This window comes from Rahnella sp. PAMC25559 (genome assembly GCF_050632365.1).
Classification (GTDB): Bacteria; Pseudomonadota; Gammaproteobacteria; order Enterobacterales; family Enterobacteriaceae; genus Rahnella; species Rahnella rivi.
Genome location: NZ_CP192543.1, coordinates 1,596,909 through 1,618,347 on the forward strand (window position 1 = coordinate 1,596,909; position 21,439 = coordinate 1,618,347).

General features: G+C 53.0%; 17 protein-coding genes. All 17 read left to right on the forward strand.

All coding sequences use genetic code 11. From position 1 onward, the window contains the following. Nucleotides 1-437 precede the first annotated feature (437 nt). Nucleotides 438-1,385 carry a transcriptional regulator LeuO gene (leuO, locus tag ACQZQY_RS08650; protein ID WP_122094185.1) on the forward strand — a complete coding sequence of 316 codons (948 nt, stop codon included), beginning with the start codon at nt 438-440 and terminating at the stop codon, nt 1,383-1,385. Between the two features lie 289 nt (nt 1,386-1,674). Beyond that, the gene (locus ACQZQY_RS08655) at nt 1,675-3,471 is read left to right on the forward strand and encodes an AMP-dependent synthetase/ligase (protein ID WP_431296943.1); all 1,797 of its coding nucleotides are present in this window, start codon (nt 1,675-1,677) and stop codon (nt 3,469-3,471) included. 408 nt (nt 3,472-3,879) lie between these two features. Beyond that, a complete protein-coding gene (gene ilvI, locus ACQZQY_RS08660) occupies nt 3,880-5,598 on the forward strand; it encodes an acetolactate synthase 3 large subunit (RefSeq protein ID WP_056776924.1) in 1,719 nt (572 codons plus the stop codon). 2 nt (nt 5,599-5,600) lie between these two features. After that, complete coding sequence (gene ilvN / locus ACQZQY_RS08665) at nt 5,601-6,092, forward strand: acetolactate synthase small subunit (RefSeq protein ID WP_013577020.1); 492 nt, start codon at nt 5,601-5,603, stop codon at nt 6,090-6,092. Between the two features lie 167 nt (nt 6,093-6,259). After that, on the forward strand, nt 6,260-7,264 hold the full coding sequence (cra, locus tag ACQZQY_RS08670) for a catabolite repressor/activator (protein ID WP_056776928.1): 1,005 nt from the start codon (nt 6,260-6,262) through the stop codon (nt 7,262-7,264). Nucleotides 7,265-7,962: 698 nt separating this feature from the next. Continuing rightward, nucleotides 7,963-8,421 (forward strand): division/cell wall cluster transcriptional repressor MraZ, encoded by a 459-nt coding sequence (gene mraZ, locus ACQZQY_RS08675; RefSeq protein ID WP_056776931.1) that lies wholly within the window; start codon nt 7,963-7,965, stop codon nt 8,419-8,421. Nucleotides 8,422-8,423: 2 nt separating this feature from the next. Then, nucleotides 8,424-9,365: a 16S rRNA (cytosine(1402)-N(4))-methyltransferase RsmH gene (rsmH, locus tag ACQZQY_RS08680; protein ID WP_056776935.1), complete on the forward strand. Its 942-nt coding sequence runs from the start codon at nt 8,424-8,426 to the stop codon at nt 9,363-9,365. Next, a complete protein-coding gene (gene ftsL, locus ACQZQY_RS08685) occupies nt 9,362-9,682 on the forward strand; it encodes a cell division protein FtsL (protein WP_056776937.1) in 321 nt (106 codons plus the stop codon). Before rsmH ends, ftsL begins: the two co-directional genes overlap by 4 nt. Nucleotides 9,683-9,709: 27 nt before the next feature. Further along, on the forward strand, nt 9,710-11,473 hold the full coding sequence (locus ACQZQY_RS08690; protein WP_431296944.1) for a peptidoglycan glycosyltransferase FtsI: 1,764 nt from the start codon (nt 9,710-9,712) through the stop codon (nt 11,471-11,473). Continuing rightward, nucleotides 11,460-12,947: a UDP-N-acetylmuramoyl-L-alanyl-D-glutamate--2,6-diaminopimelate ligase gene (gene murE / locus ACQZQY_RS08695; protein ID WP_431296945.1), complete on the forward strand. Its 1,488-nt coding sequence runs from the start codon at nt 11,460-11,462 to the stop codon at nt 12,945-12,947. The genes ACQZQY_RS08690 and murE overlap by 14 nt, the downstream gene beginning before the upstream one ends. Next, a complete protein-coding gene (murF, locus tag ACQZQY_RS08700) occupies nt 12,944-14,305 on the forward strand; it encodes a UDP-N-acetylmuramoyl-tripeptide--D-alanyl-D-alanine ligase (protein WP_431296946.1) in 1,362 nt (453 codons plus the stop codon). The genes murE and murF overlap by 4 nt, the downstream gene beginning before the upstream one ends. Beyond that, nucleotides 14,299-15,381 (forward strand): phospho-N-acetylmuramoyl-pentapeptide-transferase, encoded by a 1,083-nt coding sequence (gene mraY / locus ACQZQY_RS08705; RefSeq protein WP_056776950.1) that lies wholly within the window; start codon nt 14,299-14,301, stop codon nt 15,379-15,381. The genes murF and mraY overlap by 7 nt, the downstream gene beginning before the upstream one ends. 2 nt (nt 15,382-15,383) lie before the next feature. Continuing rightward, a complete protein-coding gene (murD, locus tag ACQZQY_RS08710; protein ID WP_431296947.1) occupies nt 15,384-16,700 on the forward strand; it encodes a UDP-N-acetylmuramoyl-L-alanine--D-glutamate ligase in 1,317 nt (438 codons plus the stop codon). A 5-nt stretch (nt 16,701-16,705) separates the two neighbouring features. Next, nucleotides 16,706-17,908 carry a cell division protein FtsW gene (gene ftsW / locus ACQZQY_RS08715; RefSeq protein ID WP_122094590.1) on the forward strand — a complete coding sequence of 401 codons (1,203 nt, stop codon included), beginning with the start codon at nt 16,706-16,708 and terminating at the stop codon, nt 17,906-17,908. Then, nucleotides 17,905-18,972, forward strand: coding sequence for an undecaprenyldiphospho-muramoylpentapeptide beta-N-acetylglucosaminyltransferase (gene murG, locus ACQZQY_RS08720; protein WP_431296948.1), 1,068 nt, complete (start codon nt 17,905-17,907; stop codon nt 18,970-18,972). Before ftsW ends, murG begins: the two co-directional genes overlap by 4 nt. Before the next feature lie 78 nt (nt 18,973-19,050). Beyond that, a complete protein-coding gene (gene murC / locus ACQZQY_RS08725; protein ID WP_056777225.1) occupies nt 19,051-20,526 on the forward strand; it encodes a UDP-N-acetylmuramate--L-alanine ligase in 1,476 nt (491 codons plus the stop codon). Beyond that, nucleotides 20,519-21,439, forward strand: coding sequence for a D-alanine--D-alanine ligase (locus ACQZQY_RS08730; protein ID WP_421670556.1), 921 nt, complete (start codon nt 20,519-20,521; stop codon nt 21,437-21,439). Before murC ends, ACQZQY_RS08730 begins: the two co-directional genes overlap by 8 nt.

Genomic DNA, 21,439 nt, shown 5'->3' on the forward strand with positions numbered 1-21,439 from the left:
ATTTAGCATAAAGCTCTGTTTGTAAGAATGTGTTTAGCTTAAAGAATTCATGGCGAACACCGGCATTTAATTGCACAAAAAAATGTCCAAATATGGACATTTGACGAACTATGCCTGTAAAAAATCAATGTAATACAATGGATTGGAGATGATTTACTGCTGCTTAATTTATTATTCATTTTTTGCATGTTGTTCGTGCAAGTATTTTAATGTCTTATATCATCAGTTTTTTTAGAAGGAAATGAATTTTATATTTTGCTTTCTTATTATTTAAAGCCGTATTCGCGTATCTTTCTAAAAATAATAATATTAAATGGCACGCGCTCATTGTCAGCTATTTGTTAATTAGTCTGATGTCACTGTGCCGATTTTTTTAATCATATCAATTAAAGATAATCATTCTTCTGCGAGTCTGATGCTCTTTAGTGAGGATTGTTATGTCAGACATCATTACCGAAAACTCAGTGAAAACTGCTGAACCTGAAACACATCTTCGTAACGTCGATCTGAATTTGCTGACAGTTTTTGATGCCGTCATGCAATTACAAAATATTACCCGCGCTGCCAATATGCTGGGTATGTCTCAACCGGCCGTCAGTAATGCGGTGGCTCGTTTAAAAATCATGTTTAATGATGATTTGTTTGTTCGCTATGGCCGTGGCATTCAACCGACAATGCGTGCCCGCCAGCTTTTTGGCCCGGTGCGTCAGGCGTTGCAGCTGGTCATGAATGAATTACCCGGTGCCGGTTTTGACCCTACCGTCAGCATGCGCCAGTTCAACGTGGCGATTTGCAGCCCGCTGGATAAGCGCCTGACATCACAGGTTCTGCATGCAGTAGATACCTTAGCCAGCAGCGTCAGTATTAAATTACAAACCATTGTTAATGATAATATTGAACATCAGCTGCGCTACCAGAATATCGAGTTTATGATCAGCTATCGTAAATTCGAACGTGCTGATTTCTGTAATGAGCCTTTATTTAATGATGAGCTGGTTTTGGTGGCTTCGCAAAATCATCCGCGTATCAGCCCATATATGTCAGATGAGAAATATCTGAGAGAAAAACACGCGGTGATGATGATTGATCGTTTCTACTCTTTCAGCGGACCTTATTATGATGATCCAGAATTACAATCTTTAATTGCTTATCAGGGCACTGATCTTTACAGCGTAATGGAAGTTGTTTCGAAAACAGACATGGTAGCGCTGGTTCCTCGCTGGTTAGCGCAGGCCAACGCCGGAATACTGAATTTATCTGTCATTCCGTTACCCTGGATGAAAAATCAGCTGACCTGTTATTTGTCATGGCATGAGTCATCCAGCAAAGATCGCGGCAATATGTGGATGAAATCTTTATTGAGCCAGTGTGTTGCCACGGCCTGATCCCGTTTAGAACATCATTTTTACTTCGGCGCGCGTTGAGGTAAAAATGGCTGATTATGATTTAATTTGAAGTGATTTATCCTGCGTAGTTTTTTTCTCCTCGTTAAGGCTATGCAGGTTTTTTTCCTCTCTCCCTTCCCCCATCGCGGTTACCAGCCGGCATTTTCTCACCCGCTATAATTTCGTTTCGCCGCACAATATTTGCCGGTAGACTGCGTTAAATCTTTGTAACAGAGCAATACAGTCAGCCGCCCCGGTGAGCTGCGCTGGACGCCGGTATAGACGCTGAATGAATCCAACCTTAAATGACTATCATCTGATCACCCGTTTTCGCCAACAGGTGATGACGCGTGCCGACCAAACAGCCTTTCGCGAGTGGTCGCCAGCTGCGCACACTGCACTGACCTGGCGTCAGCTGGGCGAGAATGTGGATGCGTTATCTCATCTTCTGTTGCAGGAGCAGGCAGGGATTCAGGAGCGGATCGCCATCTGCGGCAATAATTCCATCGCATGGGCGACGGCGGATCTGGCGATTTTGCAGGTGCGCGCGGTCACGGTGCCGGTGTATGCCACCAATACGCCTGCGCAATCGGCATACGTGCTCAATGATGCCGATATCCGCATTTTGTTTGTGGTGGGTCAGAAGCAATATGATGCCGCCGTGGCTTTGCGTGAATTATGCCCGCAGCTCAAACATATTCTGGTGCTGGATAACGACGTCGATTTACAGGGCGTTTCTATCGCCAGACACGTTTCTCAGACGGTTGCCTCGGATCCGGCATTATCCGCCGGGCTCACCGGGCGGATCGGCGGCTGCGATCTCAACGATCTCTTCACCCTGATTTACACCTCGGGTACGACCGGGGAAGCAAAAGGCGTGATGCTGGATTATCGCAGCATGGCAACTCAGCTGAAACAGCATGAAAAACGCCTGACGATTTCCGACAGCGATATCTCCCTGTGCTTCCTGCCGCTGGCGCACGTATTTGAACGCGCATGGAGTTTCTTTGTGATGCACAGCGGCGCGCAGAATGTCTTCCTGCGCGAAACGGATTTGGTGCGTGATGCTCTTGCGGCGGTGAAGCCTACCGTGATGTGCGCCGTGCCGCGTTTTTATGAAAAAGTGTTCAGTGCGATTCATGACAAAGTGGCCCGCACGGGCACGGTCAAAAAGCGCTTATTCCACTGGGCGGTGGCGCAGGGTAAAGAGAAGTTTCTTATTGAGCGCCGTGGCGAACGTTACCCCTTCTGGTTATCCCCGGCGCATTTTCTGGCGGATAAGCTGGTGCTCAAAAAGCTCAGAGGTCTGCTCGGCGGCAACTTACGTTTTCTGCCCGCAGCCGGTGCGAGCCTGGATGACAATGTGATCCTGTTTTTTGAATCCCTCGGTCTGCACATCAAATACGGGTACGGTCTGACGGAAACGTGCGCGACCGTCACCTGTTGGGAAGAGCAGAATTTTCGTTTCGGCTCAGTGGGGACAGCGCTGCCGGAAATCGAAGTGCGCATTGGTGATGAAAATGAGATCCAGGTACGCGGGCCGACGCTGTTGCGCGGATACTTCAATAAACCGGAAGAGACTGCCGCCAGCTTTACCGCCGATGGCTGGTTCAAAACCGGTGATGCAGGAAAAATGGACGCAGAAGGGAATGTTTTTATTACCGAACGTCTGAAAGACCTGATGAAAACCTCGGGGGGTAAATATATTGCGCCGCAGCGTATCGAGGGCACGCTGGTGCAGGATCGGTATATCGAACAGGCGGCAGTCATTGCCGATGAGCGTCACTTCGTTTCCGCACTTATCGTGCCGGATTTTGATGTGCTGAATATGTATGCGCAGACGCACCATATCGATTATCTCAACCGCAGTGGCCTGGTAAAAAACGAACAGATCCTGTCATTGTTTGCCCATCAGTTACGTGAAATCCAGCATGATCTGGCCGGATTTGAGCAGGTGAAAAAATTCGTACTGCTGATTAAACCGTTCACGATGGAAGCGGGCGAGTTGACACCCACGCTCAAACTGCGTCGCAAGGTGATTTTCAGTCGCTATAAAAAAGAAATCGACGAACTTTACGGCGAGTAGCGCCAGCCGAAGCTGTTTTATTTGTCACCGGCGAACGCCTGTTCGCCGGTTTACCCTTCATGCTGATGACAGCCTCAGACATAATTTAATCCTGTAATTTTTCCCGCCTTCCTGATATTTCTGACTGGTTGCCCGCTGCAGGCAGTGTTTTGTAGCGAACGGGTGAGGGCTGGCAGCGCGTCGCAATAATCAGAACGTGTCATCCCTATTTTGGCGTTTGCCTGACCTAAATTCTCACGCTAAGGTACTGAGTTGAGTTAGCAACGCCAATAACAACAGCAGGGTTATCATCAATCTTGTGCAAAGGCCTAAAATTCAGCGATTTAACGTGAGATTGCTGCTTGATAGAACAGTTTGCTGAAATAAAAGTCATCCTATAGAAGAAATAAAAAGCCTGGAGGCAAAACCATGGAGATGTTGTCAGGAGCCGAGATGGTCGTTCGATCGTTAATCGATCAGGGCGTTAAGCAGGTATTCGGTTATCCCGGCGGAGCGGTGTTGGATATCTATGATGCACTGCACACGGTCGGCGGGATTGATCATGTACTGGTGAGACATGAGCAGGCTGCTGTTCATATGGCAGATGGTTATGCGCGCGCCACGGGCGAAGTGGGCGTGGTGCTGGTGACGTCCGGTCCCGGTGCAACCAATGCGATCACGGGTATTGCGACGGCTTATATGGATTCCATTCCGCTGGTGGTGCTGTCCGGCCAGGTACACAGTTCACTGATCGGTTATGACGCGTTCCAGGAATGCGACATGGTGGGGATCTCCCGTCCGGTGGTGAAACACAGTTTTCTGGTAAAACGTGCCGAAGATATTCCCGGCGTGCTGAAAAAAGCCTTTTATCTGGCCTCGACGGGCCGTCCGGGTCCGGTCGTGGTCGATTTGCCAAAAGACGTCGTCAATCCGCAGATCAAGCTGCCGTATGCCTACCCCGAGCAGGTGTCGATGCGTTCGTACAACCCGACGGTGCAGGGGCATCGCGGGCAAATTAAACGCGCTTTACAAACATTGCTGGCGGCAAAAAAACCGGTGCTTTATGTCGGCGGTGGGGCGATTAACTCTGAGTGTCACGCTGAAATTCTGGAGCTGGCCGAGAAACTGAATCTGCCGGTCACCAGTTCCCTGATGGGGCTGGGCGCGTTCCCGGGAACACATCGTCAGAGCCTTGGCATGCTGGGAATGCACGGCACTTACGAAGCCAATATGGTGATGCACAATGCCGATCTGATCTTCGGCGTGGGCGTGCGTTTCGACGACCGTACGACCAATAATTTGGCGAAATACTGTCCGAATGCCACCGTGATGCATATCGATATTGACCCGACGTCGATCTCGAAAACAGTCAATGCTGACATTCCGATTGTCGGCGATGCGAAGCAAACGCTGGTTCAGATGCTGGAATTGCTGGGGCAAAGTGAAGACAAGCAGGAATTTGACGCACTGCGTGACTGGTGGACTAGCATTGAAAACTGGCGTGCGCGTGAGTGTCTGAGCTTTGACAAAAATAGCGGTAAGATCAAACCTCAGGCTGTCATCCAGATGCTGCATCGCCTGACCAAGGGTGACGCCTACGTGACCTCTGACGTCGGTCAGCACCAGATGTTTGCGGCGCTCTATTATCAGTTTGATAAGCCGCGTCGTTGGATCAACTCCGGCGGCCTCGGCACGATGGGCTTTGGCTTGCCTGCCGCGCTGGGTGTGAAACTCGGTCTGCCGGAAGAAACCGTGATTTGTGTGACCGGTGATGGCAGTATCCAGATGAATATTCAGGAGTTGTCCACTGCGCTGCAATACAATCTGCCCGTGATTGTCATCAACCTGAACAACGGTTATCTCGGTATGGTTAAGCAGTGGCAGGACATGATTTATTCCGGCCGCCATTCGCAATCTTATATGGAATCGCTGCCTGACTTCGTCAAACTGGCGGAAGCTTACGGCCACGTTGGCATCGCTATCCGCACGCCAGATGAACTGGAAAGCAAACTGACGCAGGCACTTGAACAGAAAAATCGTCTGGTATTCGTGGATATCAGCATTGATGAAACAGAACACGTTTACCCGATGCACATCCGTGGCGGTGCGATGGACGAAATGTGGTTAAGCAAAACGGAGAGGACCTGATCATGCGCCGGATTTTATCAGTATTACTGGAAAACGAATCGGGCGCGTTGTCCCGCGTAGTCGGCCTGTTCTCTCAGCGTGGCTACAACATTGAAAGCCTCACCGTCGCGCCAACCGATGATCCGACGCTGTCCCGCATGACCATTCAGACCGTCGGTGATGCCAAGGTGCTGGAACAGATCGAAAAGCAACTGCACAAACTGGTCGATGTGCTGCGCGTGACTGAACTGGTGCAGGGTGCTCACGTTGAGCGTGAAATTATGCTGGTGAAAGTTCAGGCTTCCGGTTATGGCCGTGAAGAAGTGAAACGTTCGACAGAAATCTTCCGCGGCCAGATTGTGGATGTGACGGCGACGCTTTACACCGTTCAGCTTGCGGGAACCAGCGACAAACTCGACGCCTTCTTAGCCAGTATTCGTGATGTGGCTGAAATCGTTGAAGTCGCGCGCTCTGGCGTAGTCGGCGTTTCGCGTGGCGACAAAATCATGCGCTAAAGCGTAAAAAATCAGCAAGATGTAAATATTCTCTGCCTGATGAAAGCCCAACTTTTTAGTTGGGCTTTCTTTTTTGTGTCTCAGGTGAAGCGATTCGGTAAAACACCTTGCCCGGCAGGGTCTTCTGGGGTTAGATAAAGCATTATCTTTCTTAAGGGGTTATCTCAGTGAAGCTGGATGAGATCGCGAGGTTAGCGGGCGTTTCGCGTACCACGGCCAGTTATGTGATTAATGGCAAAGCGAAACAGTATCGTGTCAGCGATAAAACAGTCGAAAAAGTCATGGCTGTTGTGAAGGAACATAACTATCACCCGAACGCGGTGGCGGCGGGGCTGCGCGCTGGCCGAACCCGATCTATTGGCCTGGTGATCCCCGATCTGGAAAATACCAGCTACACCAAAATCGCCAACTTTCTTGAGCGTCAGGCGCGACAGCGTGGGTATCAGTTGCTGATTGCCTGCTCTGAAGATCAGCCGGATAACGAAATGCGCTGCATCGAACATCTGCTGCAACGACAGGTTGATGCGATCATCATTTCCACCTCTTTACCGCCGGAACACCCTTTCTATCAACGCTGGGCCAACGGGGATTTCCCGATCATTGCGCTGGATCGCGCGCTTGATCCGGAACATTTCATCAGCGTCGTGGGCGCCGATCAGGAAGATGCCCTGATGCTGGCGCAGGAGCTGCGAACGTTCCCTGCTGAATCGGTATTGTATCTGGGCGCGCTGCCGGAATTGTCGGTGAGCTTCCTGCGCGAGCAGGGGTTCCGTCAGGCCTGGGCGGATGATGCACGTCAGCCGGAATATCTTTATGCCAACGCCTACGACCGCGAATCGGCGGCGGTTGTGTTCGCCGAATGGCTGAAAACCCACCCGATGCCGCAGGCGTTATTCACTACCTCGTTTCAGCTTTTGCAGGGCGTCATGGATGTCACGCTGAAGATGGAAGGGCGTTTGCCTGTCGATCTGGTGATTGCGACCTTTGGCGACAATGAACTCCTCGACTTCCTTGAATGCCCGGTGCTGGCTGTCGCGCAGCGCCATCGCGATGTGGCCGAGCGCGTGCTGGAGCTGGTTTTGGCTTGCCTCGATGAGCCCAAAAAACCTAAAGCAGGCCTGACCCGTATTCGTCGCAATCTTTTCCGTCGTGGCCGTTTAAGCCGCAAGTAAATCTCTGACGGGCATTCTGTAGGGTGCCCGCGATTTTCCTTCATCCGCTCTTTTCCTTTCTCAAATTCCACCAGGACACGTATTCCCTTCGCTAAAAACAATCCCTTGCGGGATAAGCGGGTATTTTAAGAGCATTCCCAGAGCGCTGAATTATTAACAAATGTGTTCTCATTTTTTTCGCTGATATAAACCCGTCAATCAATTTCAAAATACGTTAATGCAGTCTGCAAAAGTGCTGTAGAATTCCCGGCTTAATTTCTCTGAGTATGCGTGCGGACCGCGACTCGTGGTTTTTAAATGCGCTGAAAGGCTTGTGCCACGCGGGCTGGCATTCTTAATGATGATGATTTAGCAGTGATAGCCGAAAAAAAATCGGAAATGATTTTTCTTAAGGCATAAAGACCCGGAAAACTGAGTCATAGAGCAGAAGAATATAAATAGTTAAATAATGTTCATTTTGGTTTTTTTTTAAACGAAATTATTAACCCTCCGAAATTTCTTCAACTAATCATGACGTTATTTTCTATTTCACCTCTAAATCACCTCGCTTACCTGGGGCGGGCTTTCCTGTCCCTGCGTAAATATTACCAAACCGCCTCCGCTCTGGCTTGACAAGGTTTTAAAACCATCCGTAAACTCCTTTAAGTGGGAATTTGTGGAGGAAAGTGGTGAATAAGGTCAAAGGGGAGTAGAGCGCCATGTTTCGTGGCGCGACGATGGTTAATCTCGACAGCAAAGGGCGACTTGCCGTACCCACCCGATACCGGGATTTGCTGAGCGAGGAATCGCAAGGTCAAATGGTTTGCACCATAGATCTCCATCACCCCTGCCTCCTCCTTTACACCCTTCCCGAATGGGAAATTATCGAACGAAAATTGTCCCGTCTGTCGAGTATGAACCCTGTGGAGCGCCGTATTCAGCGCCTGCTTCTGGGACATGCCAGTGAATGTCAGATGGATAACGCCGGGCGTCTGTTGATTGCGAACACACTGCGTCAGCACGCCGGGCTCGCAAAAGAAGTGATGCTGGTTGGGCAGTTCAACAAGTTTGAACTGTGGGATGAACAGACCTGGTATCAACAAGTTAAGGAAGACATAGACGCTGAACAATCGTCTCAGGAACCCCTTTCTGATCGATTACAGGACTTGTCATTATAAGCATGGTTGAAAACTACAAACACACTTCCGTTTTGCTGGATGAAGCCGTTAACGGCCTGAACATCCGCCAGGACGGCATTTACATAGACGGAACTTTTGGTCGCGGTGGCCACTCACGTCTGATTTTGTCACAGCTTGGGCCGGAAGGCCGTCTGCTGGCGATTGACCGCGATCCGCAAGCGATCAAAGCCGCAGAGTCTATTGATGATGCCCGTTTCTCTATTATCCACGGACCTTTTTCCGATCTCGCTGATTACGTCCGCGATCGGGGTCTGGAAGGTAAGATCGACGGCGTGCTGTTGGATTTAGGCGTTTCTTCTCCGCAACTGGACGATGCTGAGCGCGGATTCTCCTTTATGCGCGACGGACCTCTGGATATGCGCATGGATCCTACACGAGGTTATTCAGCGGCTGAATGGCTGATGAAAGCGGAAGAAGAAGACATTATTTGGGTTCTGAAAACGTTTGGTGAAGAGCGTTTTGCGAAACGCATCGCGCGCGCGATTGTCGAGCGTAACCGTGAATTGCCGATGACGCGGACCAAAGAGCTGGCTGATTTAATTGCGAATGCCTCGCCGTTTCGCGAGAAGCACAAGCATCCCGCGACGCGCAGCTTCCAGGCGATTCGTATCTACATCAACAGTGAACTGGAAGAAATCGAACGTGCGCTTGATGGCGCGCTGGAGATTCTTGCCCCGGCCGGACGGCTGTCCGTAATCAGCTTCCACTCACTGGAAGACCGCATCGTGAAGCGCTTTATTCGTCAGCACAGTCGCGGTGCACAGGTACCGGCCGGTATTCCAATGACGGAAGCGCAGATCGCCGAGCTTGGCGGGCGTTCATTAAAGTCAGTGGGAAAAATGATGCCGTCAGATGCGGAAGTGTCAGAAAACCCGCGGGCCCGCAGTTCTGTACTGCGTTTTGCTGAGAGAACGGCATCGTGATCGGCAACGAACGCCACGGTTTAGTGGGGGTCATTGCCAGCGACATTTTGCGCAATGGCAAGATCCCGATGATTTTGCTGATCGCTGTTTTAGTCAGCGCAATTTTCGTGGTCACCACCGCTCACCGTACGCGTTTACTGACGGCACAGCGGGAACAGTTAGTGCTGGAAAGGGATGCGCTGGACATTGAGTGGCGCAACCTGATCCTTGAAGAGAATGCCCTCGGCGATCACAGCCGGGTAGAACGCATCGCAACGGAGAAATTGCAGATGCAGCACGTTGATCCATCTCAAGAAACTATTGTGGTTCAGCCTTAAAATGCGCACGGAGAATACAGGCAGCTAATGAAAGCAACACGCACCGCGAAGTTAAAGCGTCCAGAAGATCAAGCCAGCTTTATAAGCTGGCGTTTTGCGTTGTTGTGCGCCTGTATTTTGCTGGCATTACTGGGGCTGATGTTGCGGGTAGCTTATCTGCAGGTGATTAATCCGGACAAGCTGGTCAAAGAAGGGGACTTACGCTCCCTGCGCGTTCAAACCATTCCGACCTCCCGTGGGATGATTACCGATCGCTCAGGCCGCCCTCTCGCGGTCAGCGTGCCGGTCAATGCTGTCTGGGCTGATCCGAAAGAAATCATCGACCGGGGCGGCATCACGGTTGATACCAAATGGAAAGCGCTGGCTGATGCGCTGAATATGCCGCTCGACCAACTTTCTGCCCGTATCAATGCCAACCCTAAAGGCCGTTTCGTCTATCTCGCCCGCCAGATAAACCCTTCTGTCGGCGAATATATTCACAAACTCAAACTTCCGGGGATTTCCCTGCGCCAGGAGTCACGTCGTTACTATCCGGCAGGTCAGGTCACCTCGCACGTCATTGGTGTCACTAACATTGATGGTGAAGGTATCGAGGGTGTTGAGAAAAGTTTTGACCGCTGGCTGACGGGAAAACCGGGCGAGCGCACCATCCGTAAAGACCGTTTCGGTCGCGTTATCGAAGACATCTCCTCAGTGGATAGCCAGGCAGCGCACAATCTGGCGCTCAGCATCGATGAACGTCTTCAGGCGCTGGTTTATCGCGAGCTGAACAACGCGGTAGCCTTCAACAAAGCCGAATCAGGCACTGCCGTGCTGGTGGATGTGCAAACCGGCGAAGTGCTGGCGATGGCGAACAGCCCGTCCTACAACCCAAACAACATGCCGAATACGCCGAAAGACGTGATGCGTAACCGGGCGATCACCGACATCTTCGAGCCAGGTTCCACGGTAAAACCTATGGTGGTGATGACGGCGTTGAAAAATGGTGTCGTGCGTGAGAACAGCGTGCTGAACACCTTGCCGTACCGGATTAATGGTCATGAGATTAAAGATGTGGCCCGTTACGCGGAGCTTTCCGTCACGGGTATCTTGCAGAAGTCGAGTAACGTCGGTGTTTCACGACTGGCGTTATCGATGCCGTCCGCAGAGCTGGTAGACACTTACTCGCGATTCGGATTGGGAAAACCGACCAATTTGGGGCTGGTTGGAGAAAGCAGTGGCTTATACCCTAAAAAACAACGGTGGTCTGACATAGAGAGGGCCACCTTCTCTTTCGGCTACGGGCTAATGGTGACACCTCTCCAGCTGGCGCGAGTCTACGCAACGATTGGCAGCATGGGCATTTATCGTCCGCTGTCGATAACCCGGGTTGATCCCCCGGTATCCGGTGAACGCATCTTCCCTGAGCCTGTTGTGCGCAGCGTCGTTCACATGATGGAAAGCGTCGCGCTGCCTGGCGGCGGTGGCGTGAAGGCCGCGATCAAGGGTTACCGCATTGCTATTAAAACCGGTACCGCGAAGAAAGTCGGTCCCGATGGGAAATACGTGAACAAATACATTGCCTACACCGCAGGCGTTGCACCGGCAAGCAATCCAAGATTTGCACTGGTGGTTGTTATCAACGATCCGCAGGCAGGGAAGTATTACGGTGGGGCCGTTTCCGCACCGGTGTTTGGCGCCATCATGGGCGGCGTATTGCGCACCATGAACGTTGAACCGGATGCGCTGACTGCCGATGAAAATGCAGACATAGTGAATAATCAAAAAGAGGCTTCAGGTGGCAGATCGTAATTTGCGCGACCTATTAGCGCCCTGGGTGAGTGATGCCCCGGCAGTAGCGCTAAAAGAGATGATTTTAGACAGCCGCGTGGCGGCTGCCGGAGATCTGTTTGTCGCGATTTCAGGCCATACCAGTGATGGGCGTCGTTTTATTCCCCAGGCAATTGCCCAGGGCGTCGCTGCCGTCGTGGCCGAAGCAAAGGGTGAGCAAGAGCACGGAACGGTCTGCCAGATGCATGGTGTACCGGTAATTTATCTCGAGAATCTGAATGTCCTGCTCTCTGAACTGGCCGGGCGTTTTTATCATCAACCAGGCAATGCTTTGCGCCTGATTGGCGTGACCGGCACCAACGGCAAAACCACGACCACGCAGTTGCTGGCGCAGTGGAGCCAGTTGCTGGGCGAAACCAGTGCCGTCATGGGCACCGTCGGAAATGGTTTGCTGGACAAAGTGGTTCCGGCAGAAAATACCACCGGCTCTGCCGTGCAGGTTCAGCACATTCTGGCTGACCTGGTGAAACAGGGTGCAACCTTTGCCGCAATGGAAGTCTCTTCCCACGGACTGGTTCAGCATCGTGTCGCCGCACTGCCGTTTGCGGCAGCCGCATTTACCAACCTGAGCCGCGATCATCTTGATTACCACGGTGACATGCAAAGTTACGAAGATGCCAAATGGCAGCTCTTCGCTTCGCATCAGGTCGGCCAAAAAATTATTAATGCTGACGATGACGTCGGGTTGCGCTGGCTGGCTAAAACCCCGGACGCTATTACCGTCACCATGGAAGATAAAATTCCGGCAGGCTGGAAAGGCCGCTGGCTGGCAGCGCGCAGCGTGAATTATCACGACAACGGCGCCACCGTAAACATCGATTCAAGCTGGGGCGAAGGGCTGCTGGAAAGCCGTCTGATGGGCGCTTTCAACGTCAGCAATCTGCTGGTGGCCCTGGCGACTCTGCTGTCTCAGGATTACCCGCTGGCACAACTGCTGGCAGTGAGCTCGCAATTACAACCGGTGTGCGGCCGCATGGAAGTCTTCAATGCGCCGGGCAAACCGACAGCAGTCGTGGATTATGCCCACACGCCGGACGCGCTGGAAAAAGCGCTGGCGGCAGCCCGCTTGCATTGCCGTGGCACGCTGTGGTGTGTGTTTGGCTGCGGCGGTGACCGTGATAAAGGCAAGCGTCCTCTGATGGGCGGCATTGCAGAACAATACGCTGACCGCGTAATCGTGACTGACGATAACCCGCGCAGCGAAGAGCCTCGCGCTATTGTCGCAGACATCCTTGCCGGGCTGCTCGATGGCGGGCGTGCTCAGGAAATTCATGGCCGCGCAGAAGCGGTGACCAGCGCGATTATGCAGGCAACGGAAAATGACGTTGTGCTGATTGCGGGTAAAGGTCATGAGGATTATCAGCTTGTTGGTAATCAGCGTCTTGATTACTCCGATCGTATCACCGTTGCCCGTTTACTGGGGGTGATCGCATGATCCGCGTTTCCCTGCAAACGTTGGCGGCGGCACTCAATGCTGAACTTATCGGCAACGATACCCAAATTGACAGCGTCACAACCGATACCCGTCAGGTCACGCCGGGCGGTTTGTTCATTGCCCTGAAAGGCGAGAAGTATGATGCTCATGACTTTGCTGCAGAGGCTGTAAAGGCCGGTTCAGGGGCGTTGCTGGTAAGTAAGCGCTTACCGGTGGACGTCCCGCAGTTAGTGGTGGCTGACACCCGCATCGCGCTGGGACAACTCGGCGGCTGGGTGCGTCAGCAGGTCCCTGCACGCGTGGTTGGCCTTACGGGCTCTTCCGGCAAAACCTCGGTGAAAGAGATGACCGCCGCGATTTTGCGTGAGTGCGGCAATGTGCTGTATACCGCAGGCAACTTCAATAATGACATCGGCGTGCCGCTGACCTTATTACGTCTGACCGCAGAACACGATTTTGCTGTTATCGAAATGGGCGCAAACCATGCGGGTGAAATCGCCTACACCACTGCGCTGGCGCGTCCTGAAACGGCGCTGATAAACAACCTCTCAGCCGCACATCTGGAAGGTTTCGGTTCACTGGCCGGGGTTGCCCAGGCGAAAGGCGAGATTTTCGAAGGGTTGCCGGACGACGGCATCGCTGTGATCAACGCAGATAATAATGACTGGGCAAACTGGCAGCACAAGCTTACCGGTAAAAAGGTCTGGCGTTTCTCTGCGACCCAGCCTGCTGACATCGACTTCAGCGCCTCGGATGTCAGACTCAGCCCGCTGAATACCGCATTCACCTTACATTCCCCTCAGGGCAGCATTGATGTCTCGCTGCCTGTTCCTGGTCGTCACAATATCGCTAACGCGCTGGCCGCGGCGGCGCTGGCACTCTCAGTTGGTGCCTCGCTGGATAACGTGCGCGCAGGGCTTGCGACGCTGCAATCAGTGAAAGGGCGCTTGTTCCCGATTGTGCTGAGCGAAGGTAAAACTCTTCTTGATGACAGCTACAACGCCAACGTCGGTTCCATGACCGCTGCCGCGCAGGTTTTGGCCGAGATGCCTGGCTACCGCGTGATGGCAGTGGGCGATATGGCAGAGCTGGGTGCGGAAAGCGAAAGTTGCCACCGTCAGGTTGGCGAAGCCATCCGCGACGCAGGTATCGACAAAGTATTCAGTATTGGCCATGACAGCCGCATCATCAGTGATCTCAGTGGCTGTGGTGAGCATGTAGAGGATAAGGCAGCCCTGACGGCCCGTTTAACGAGCTTACTGTCTGAACATGCGGTAATTACCGTTTTGATTAAAGGTTCACGTAGTGCCGCAATGGAGCAGGTAGTACGCGCGTTACAGGAGAATGCAACATGTTAGTTTGGCTGGCCGAACACTTGGTCAAATATTATTCCGGCTTCAACGTCTTTTCCTATCTGACGTTTCGCGCCATTGTCAGCCTGCTGACTGCACTTTTCCTGTCATTGTGGATTGGTCCACGGATGATCGCCCGTCTGCAAAAAATGTCATTTGGTCAGGTTGTTCGCAACGACGGCCCGGAATCACATTTCAGCAAACGCGGTACGCCAACGATGGGCGGCCTGATGATTTTGGCCTCTATCACTATTTCAGTGCTGATGTGGGCATATCCGTCGAACCCGTATGTCTGGTGCGTGCTGTTTGTTCTTATTGGCTACGGCGTTGTCGGTTTCATCGATGATTACCGGAAAGTCGTGCGTAAAGACACCAAAGGGCTGATAGCCCGCTGGAAATACTTCTGGCAGTCCGTCATCGCGCTGGCCGCGGCATTTACCATGTACGCCATCGGCAAAGACACGCCCGCGACTGAATTGGTTGTACCTTTCTTTAAAGACGTCATGCCACAGCTTGGTCTGCTGTACATCCTGCTGAGCTATTTCGTGATCGTGGGCACCAGTAACGCGGTAAACCTGACGGACGGTCTGGACGGTCTGGCGATTATGCCTACGGTATTTGTCGCAGCAGGTTTTGCGCTGGTCGCATGGGCCACGGGTAACATGAATTTTGCCAGTTACCTGCATATTCCCTATCTGCGTCATGCGGGGGAACTGGTGATCGTGTGTACCGCCATTGTCGGTGCCGGACTTGGATTCCTGTGGTTTAACACCTATCCGGCACAAGTGTTCATGGGCGATGTCGGCTCTCTGGCTCTGGGCGGCGCGCTGGGTACCATCGCCGTTCTGCTACGCCAGGAATTCTTACTGGTGATTATGGGCGGTGTGTTCGTCGTCGAAACACTGTCGGTTATCCTGCAAGTCGGGTCCTTTAAGTTACGTGGGCAGCGTATTTTCCGTATGGCGCCTATTCATCATCACTACGAACTTAAAGGCTGGCCGGAACCGCGTGTCATCGTGCGCTTCTGGATTATTTCGCTGATGCTGGTGTTGATCGGCCTCGCTACGCTGAAGGTGCGGTAATTATGGCTGACTATCAGGGTAAAAAAGTTGTCATTATCGGGCTGGGGCTGACCGGCCTCTCCTGTGTTGATTTCTTTGTGGCACGTGGAGTTACGCCGCGTGTTATTGATACCCGCGTCAGCCCGTCAGGACTGGACAAACTTGCGGATAACATTGAGCGCCATCTCGGTTCGCTCAATGAAGAGTGGCTACTGGACGCTGATTTGATCGTCGCAAGCCCGGGCATTGCCCTGGCGACGCCAGCACTGAGCGCCGCCGCAGAAGCCGGTGTGGAAATCGTTGGTGATATCGAACTGTTCTGCCGGGAAACCGATACGCCGATTGTGGCGATCACCGGTTCAAACGGTAAAAGCACAGTGACCATGATGGTGGGTGAAATGGCGAAAGCCGCCGGATGGCGCGTCGGCGTGGGGGGCAATATCGGCTTGCCAGCGCTGACCATGCTGGATCACGAATACGATCTGTTCGTGCTTGAGCTGTCGAGCTTCCAGCTGGAAACCACGGAAAGTTTACATGCTGCTGCGGCCACGATCCTGAATGTGTCCGAAGATCATATGGATCGTTATCCGTTTGGCTTGCAGCAGTATCGGGCTGCAAAACTGAAAGTCTATGAAAACGCCGCGCTGTGCGTCGTCAATGCGGACGATGCGCTGACCATGCCGGTGCGGGGCGCAGATAAACGTTGCGTGAGCTTTGGTGTGGATGTCGGTGATTACCACCTGACCCGTCAGCAGGATGACATCTGGCTGCGTGTGCGTGGCGAGAAAGTTCTTAATACCCATGAGATGCCGCTGACTGGCCGTCACAATTATACTAATGCGCTGGCTGCGCTGGCGCTGGCAGATGCTGTCGGCGTGCCACATGCCTCCAGCCTGAAAGCACTGACCACGTTTACCGGTCTGGCTCACCGTTTCCAGATTGCCTGGCAACATAACGGCGTGCGCTGGATAAATGATTCTAAAGCGACCAACGTCGGCAGCACCGAAGCGGCGCTGAATGGCCTGCAGGTTGAGGGGACGTTGCACCTGCTGTTAGGCGGTGATGGCAAATCGGCTGATTTCTCACCTTTGACCCGTTATTTGCAGGGCGACAATCTGCGCGTTTACTGCTTTGGCCGTGACGGTGCAGAGCTGGCTGATTTACGGCCTGATGTCTCTTCATTGTTTGACACCCTGGAGCTGGCGATGCGTGACATCAGAACGCGTGTGGTTTCCGGGGATATGGTGCTGCTTTCTCCGGCCTGTGCGAGCCTCGATCAGTTCCGCAGTTTTGAACAACGGGGTGATGTCTTCACCGCGCTGGCGAAGGAGCTTGGCTGATGCGGATCCGTATGCCAGGGCTGGGTCTCGTTAGAAAGTTTAACGACTGGGTGATGGGCGCCAAAGAAAATGACGCCGTGACGCTGGTGCTGTATGACCGGACTCTGCTGTGGCTGACCTTTGGTCTGGCGATTGTCGGTTTCGTGATGGTGACCTCGGCATCGATGCCCATTGGACAGCGTCTGGCCGATGACCCGTTCCTGTTTGCCAAACGTGATGCGATTTACCTCGCACTGGCATTTGGGATGTCACTGGTCACGCTGCGCGTACCCATGGCGGTCTGGCAGAAATACAGCAACGTGCTGCTTTTGCTCTCAGTGGTCATGCTGCTGGTGGTGTTAGTGGTGGGGAGTTCCGTCAACGGGGCATCGCGCTGGATCTCCTTTGGTCCGCTGCGTATTCAGCCTGCTGAGTTTTCCAAGCTATCACTGTTCTGCTATCTCGCCAGCTATCTGGTGCGCAAGGTCGATGAGGTGCGCAGCAATTTCTGGGGATTTTGTAAGCCGATGGGTGTGATGGTTGTGCTGGCCGTGTTGCTGCTGGCTCAGCCTGACCTCGGTACGGTGGTTGTACTGTTTATCACCACGCTGGCGATGCTGTTTCTGGCAGGGGCAAAAATGTGGCAGTTTTTGGCCATCATCGGCTCCGGAGCCTTTGCGGTTGTGCTGCTGATTATCGCCGAACCTTACCGTATGCGCCGCGTGACATCCTTCTGGAATCCGTGGGCCGATCCGTTTGGCAGTGGCTACCAGTTAACCCAGTCACTGATGGCGTTTGGCCGTGGTGAATTCTGGGGGCAAGGCCTCGGTAACTCGGTGCAAAAACTGGAGTATTTACCGGAAGCGCATACCGATTTTATCTTCTCCATTTTAGGCGAAGAACTGGGGTATTTCGGTGTGGTTTTAGCCCTGTTGATGGTATTCTTCGTCGCTTTTCGCGCGATGTCCATTGGACGCCGTGCTTTGGAGCTTGATCAGCGATTTTCCGGCTTTTTGGCCTGCTCAATCGGCGTGTGGTTTAGTTTCCAGGCGCTGGTAAACGTTGGGGCCGCAGCGGGAATGTTGCCGACCAAAGGTTTGACCCTGCCGCTCATCAGTTACGGTGGTTCGAGCCTGATCATTATGTCGACGGCAATCGTGTTATTGCTGCGAGTGGATTTTGAAACGCGGCTGGCTAAAGCCCAGGCGTTTGTAAGGAGTGCCCGATGAGTGGCAATACCCGGCGGTTAATGGTGATGGCAGGCGGTACCGGTGGGCATGTTTTCCCGGGGCTGGCTGTGGCACATCATCTGATGGAGCAAGGCTGGGAAGTTCGCTGGCTGGGAACCGAAGATCGTATGGAAGCAGATCTGGTTCCTAAACACGGTATTGGGATTGATTTTATTAAAATCTCAGGATTACGTGGGAAAGGTCTGAAAGCGCAACTTACAGCCCCAATTCGCATATATCATGCGTGGCGCCAGGCAAAAGTCATCATGAAACGTTTCCAGCCAGATGTGGTGCTTGGCATGGGCGGATACGTTTCTGGTCCCGGCGGATTAGCCGCCTGGTCGCTGGGGATCCCGGTGGTGCTACACGAACAAAACGGTATTGCGGGCATGACCAATAAAGGTTTGTCGCACATTGCCAAAAAAGTATTGCAGGCATTTCCCGGCGCATTTCCTCATGCAGACGTGGTCGGTAATCCGGTGCGTACCGACGTACTGGCGCTGGAGTTGCCACAAACCCGACTGGCCGGGCGTGAAGGGCCGATTCGCGTTTTAGTGATTGGCGGAAGTCAGGGCGCGCGAGTGCTCAATCAGAGCATGCCGGAATTGGCGGCGCTGATGGGTGACAAAATTACGCTGTGGCATCAGGTCGGTAAAGGTGCGCTGGAGTCAGTGAACCAGGCTTATGAAAAAGTCGGCCAGACTCAGCATAAAGTTACTGAATTTATTGATGACATGGCAGAAGCATACGCATGGGCGGATGTGGTGGTGTGCCGTTCCGGTGCCTTAACGGTCAGCGAAATTGCTGCTGCGGGTTTACCGGCGATATTTATCCCCTTCCAGCATAAAGATCGTCAGCAGTACTGGAATGCGCTGCCACTGGAGAAAGCTGGTGCAGCAAAGATTATCGAGCAGAAAGATTTTAGTGCTGCCGCAGTGGCCGATCTGATGGCCGGATGGGACAGAACCCATCTTATGGAAATGGCACGCGCTGCACGCGCAGCGGCCATCCCTGACGCGACAGAACGCGTGGCTGCCGAAGTGGTTGCCGCCAGTAAAAAATGAAATTGAACGGGCCATGCATTGCGTGGTCCCAGCCGTAAGAAACGGATTAATCAGTAACCTGAAATAGTGAATAAAAACGTGAATACACAACAATTGGCGAAACTGCGTACCTTCGTGCCCGAGATGCATCGTGTCCGGCACATTCACTTTGTTGGCATCGGTGGTGCCGGCATGGGTGGTATCGCCGAAGTGTTGGCCAATGAAGGCTATCAGATCAGCGGTTCTGACCTGGCACCGAATGCGGTGACGCAGCAACTGACTGCGCTGGGTGCGACGATTTATTTCAATCACCGCCCGGAGAATGTGCTCGATGCCAGCGTAGTGGTGGTTTCTACGGCGATCTCATCCGATAACCCGGAGATTGTCGCCGCTCGCGAAGCGCGGATCCCGGTGATCCGTCGTGCAGAAATGCTCGCCGAGCTGATGCGTTTTCGTCACGGTATCGCCGTGGCAGGTACGCACGGTAAAACCACGACGACAGCGATGGTGACCAGTATTTATGCCGAGGCCGGACTGGATCCGACCTTTGTAAACGGTGGTTTAGTGAAAGCGGCAGGCACGCATGCGCGTTTAGGCTCAAGCCGCTTCCTGATTGCAGAAGCCGACGAAAGCGATGCGTCGTTCCTGCACCTGCAACCGATGGTGGCGATTGTTACCAATATCGAAGCAGACCACATGGACACGTATCAGGGTGATTTTGAAAACCTGAAACAGACCTTTGTGAATTTCCTGCACAACCTGCCGTTCTACGGCCGTGCGGTGATGTGTATCGATGATCCGGTGATCCGTGAGCTGATCCCCCGTGTTGGCCGTCATATCACTACCTACGGCTTCAGCGAAGATGCAGATGTGATGATCGAAAGTTATCGTCAGGAAGGCGCGCAGGGGCACTTTACGTTGCGCCGTCATGATCTGCCGCAGATTACGGTGACGCTGAATGCGCCGGGCCGTCACAACGCACTTAACGCTGCCGCCGCGGTTGCGGTAGCAACCGATGAAGGCATCAGCGACGACGCCATACTGCGCGCGCTGGAAGGTTTTCAGGGCACCGGGCGTCGTTTCGATTTCCTCGGCGAATTCGCGCTGGAAAATGTGAACGGCAAATCCGGCAGCGCCATGCTGGTTGATGACTACGGTCACCATCCGACAGAAGTGGACGCGACGGTCAAAGCCGCACGCGCGGGCTGGGCGAATAAACGCCTGGTCATGATTTTCCAGCCGCACCGGTACACGCGTACCCGTGATTTGTACGATGATTTTGCCAACGTACTGTCTCAGGTTGATGTGCTGATTATGCTTGATGTTTACCCGGCTGGCGAAGCGCCGATCCCGGGTGCTGACAGCCGCTCGCTGTGCCGTACCATTCGCGCGCGTGGCAAGCTGGATCCTATTCTGGTGTCTGATATTGACGCTGTGCCTGAAAGTCTGGCGCAGATCCTCGAAGGGGACGATTTAGTTCTGGTTCAGGGCGCTGGCACCATTGGCAGAGTGGCCCGCAAATTGGCTGACCAAAAATTGCAGCCAGTGAAAAAAGGTGAAGAACATCATGTCTGAGAAAGTAGCAGTTTTATTTGGTGGTACTTCCGCAGAACGCGATGTGTCATTGCAGTCCGGCGCTGCGGTGCTGGCTGGCTTACGTGAATCCGGTGTGGATGCCCACGGCATCGACACCAAAACCTTTAATGTTGCACTGCTCAAAGAAGAAGGTTTCAGCAAAGTCTTTATCGCGCTACACGGTCGCGGGGGTGAAGACGGCACATTGCAGGGGCTGCTGGAGCAAATTGATTTGCCTTATACCGGCAGCGGCGTGATGGCATCCGCACTGACCATGGATAAGTTCCGCACCAAACTGGTGTGGCAGGCACTCGGTTTACCGGTTGCTCCGTTCGTGGCACTGCATCGCTCACAAATTGAAGCGGCAGGGCAGGGCGCGTTAGCGGCAAAAATCGCTGAATTAGGCCTGCCGGTGATCGTCAAACCCAGCCGTGAAGGCTCCAGCGTGGGTATGAGCAAAGTGACGACTGAAAATGAGTTGTTACCTGCCTTGCAGGAAGGCTTCCGCCATGACGATAACGTATTGATCGAAAAATGGCTGAGTGGTCCTGAATACACCGTGGCTATCGTGGGCGAGCAAATTATGCCTTCGATCCGTATTCAGCCTGCCGGAACCTTTTATGACTATCAGGCGAAGTATCTGTCTGATGAAACACAGTATTTTTGTCCAAGCGGTTTAAGCCAGGAACAGGAAGAGCAATTGTCTGCACTGGCATTGCAGGCTTATCAGGCGCTCGATTGCAGTGGCTGGGGGCGTGTTGATGTGATGCAAGACAGCGATGGCAGTTTTAATCTGCTGGAAGTGAATACCTCACCGGGCATGACCAGTCATAGCCTGGTGCCGATGGCCGCGAAACAATTCGGGCTGAGCTTCCCGCAATTAGTTTTCCGTATTCTGGAACTGGCTGACTGA

What these genes read in the sequence shown, in the direction of transcription:
- murD (WP_431296947.1), top strand. Translation starts at nt 15,384, where the DNA reads ATGGCTGACTATCAGGGTAAAAAAGTTGTCATTATCGGGCTGGGGCTG.
- leuO (WP_122094185.1), top strand. Translation starts at nt 438, where the DNA reads ATGTCAGACATCATTACCGAAAACTCAGTGAAAACTGCTGAACCTGAA.
- mraZ (WP_056776931.1), top strand. Translation starts at nt 7,963, where the DNA reads ATGTTTCGTGGCGCGACGATGGTTAATCTCGACAGCAAAGGGCGACTT.
- ilvN (WP_013577020.1), top strand. Translation starts at nt 5,601, where the DNA reads ATGCGCCGGATTTTATCAGTATTACTGGAAAACGAATCGGGCGCGTTG.
- ACQZQY_RS08690 (WP_431296944.1), top strand. Translation starts at nt 9,710, where the DNA reads ATGAAAGCAACACGCACCGCGAAGTTAAAGCGTCCAGAAGATCAAGCC.
- murF (WP_431296946.1), top strand. Translation starts at nt 12,944, where the DNA reads ATGATCCGCGTTTCCCTGCAAACGTTGGCGGCGGCACTCAATGCTGAA.
- ACQZQY_RS08730 (WP_421670556.1), top strand. Translation starts at nt 20,519, where the DNA reads ATGTCTGAGAAAGTAGCAGTTTTATTTGGTGGTACTTCCGCAGAACGC.
- rsmH (WP_056776935.1), top strand. Translation starts at nt 8,424, where the DNA reads ATGGTTGAAAACTACAAACACACTTCCGTTTTGCTGGATGAAGCCGTT.
- ilvI (WP_056776924.1), top strand. Translation starts at nt 3,880, where the DNA reads ATGGAGATGTTGTCAGGAGCCGAGATGGTCGTTCGATCGTTAATCGAT.
- mraY (WP_056776950.1), top strand. Translation starts at nt 14,299, where the DNA reads ATGTTAGTTTGGCTGGCCGAACACTTGGTCAAATATTATTCCGGCTTC.
- ACQZQY_RS08655 (WP_431296943.1), top strand. Translation starts at nt 1,675, where the DNA reads ATGAATCCAACCTTAAATGACTATCATCTGATCACCCGTTTTCGCCAA.
- murG (WP_431296948.1), top strand. Translation starts at nt 17,905, where the DNA reads ATGAGTGGCAATACCCGGCGGTTAATGGTGATGGCAGGCGGTACCGGT.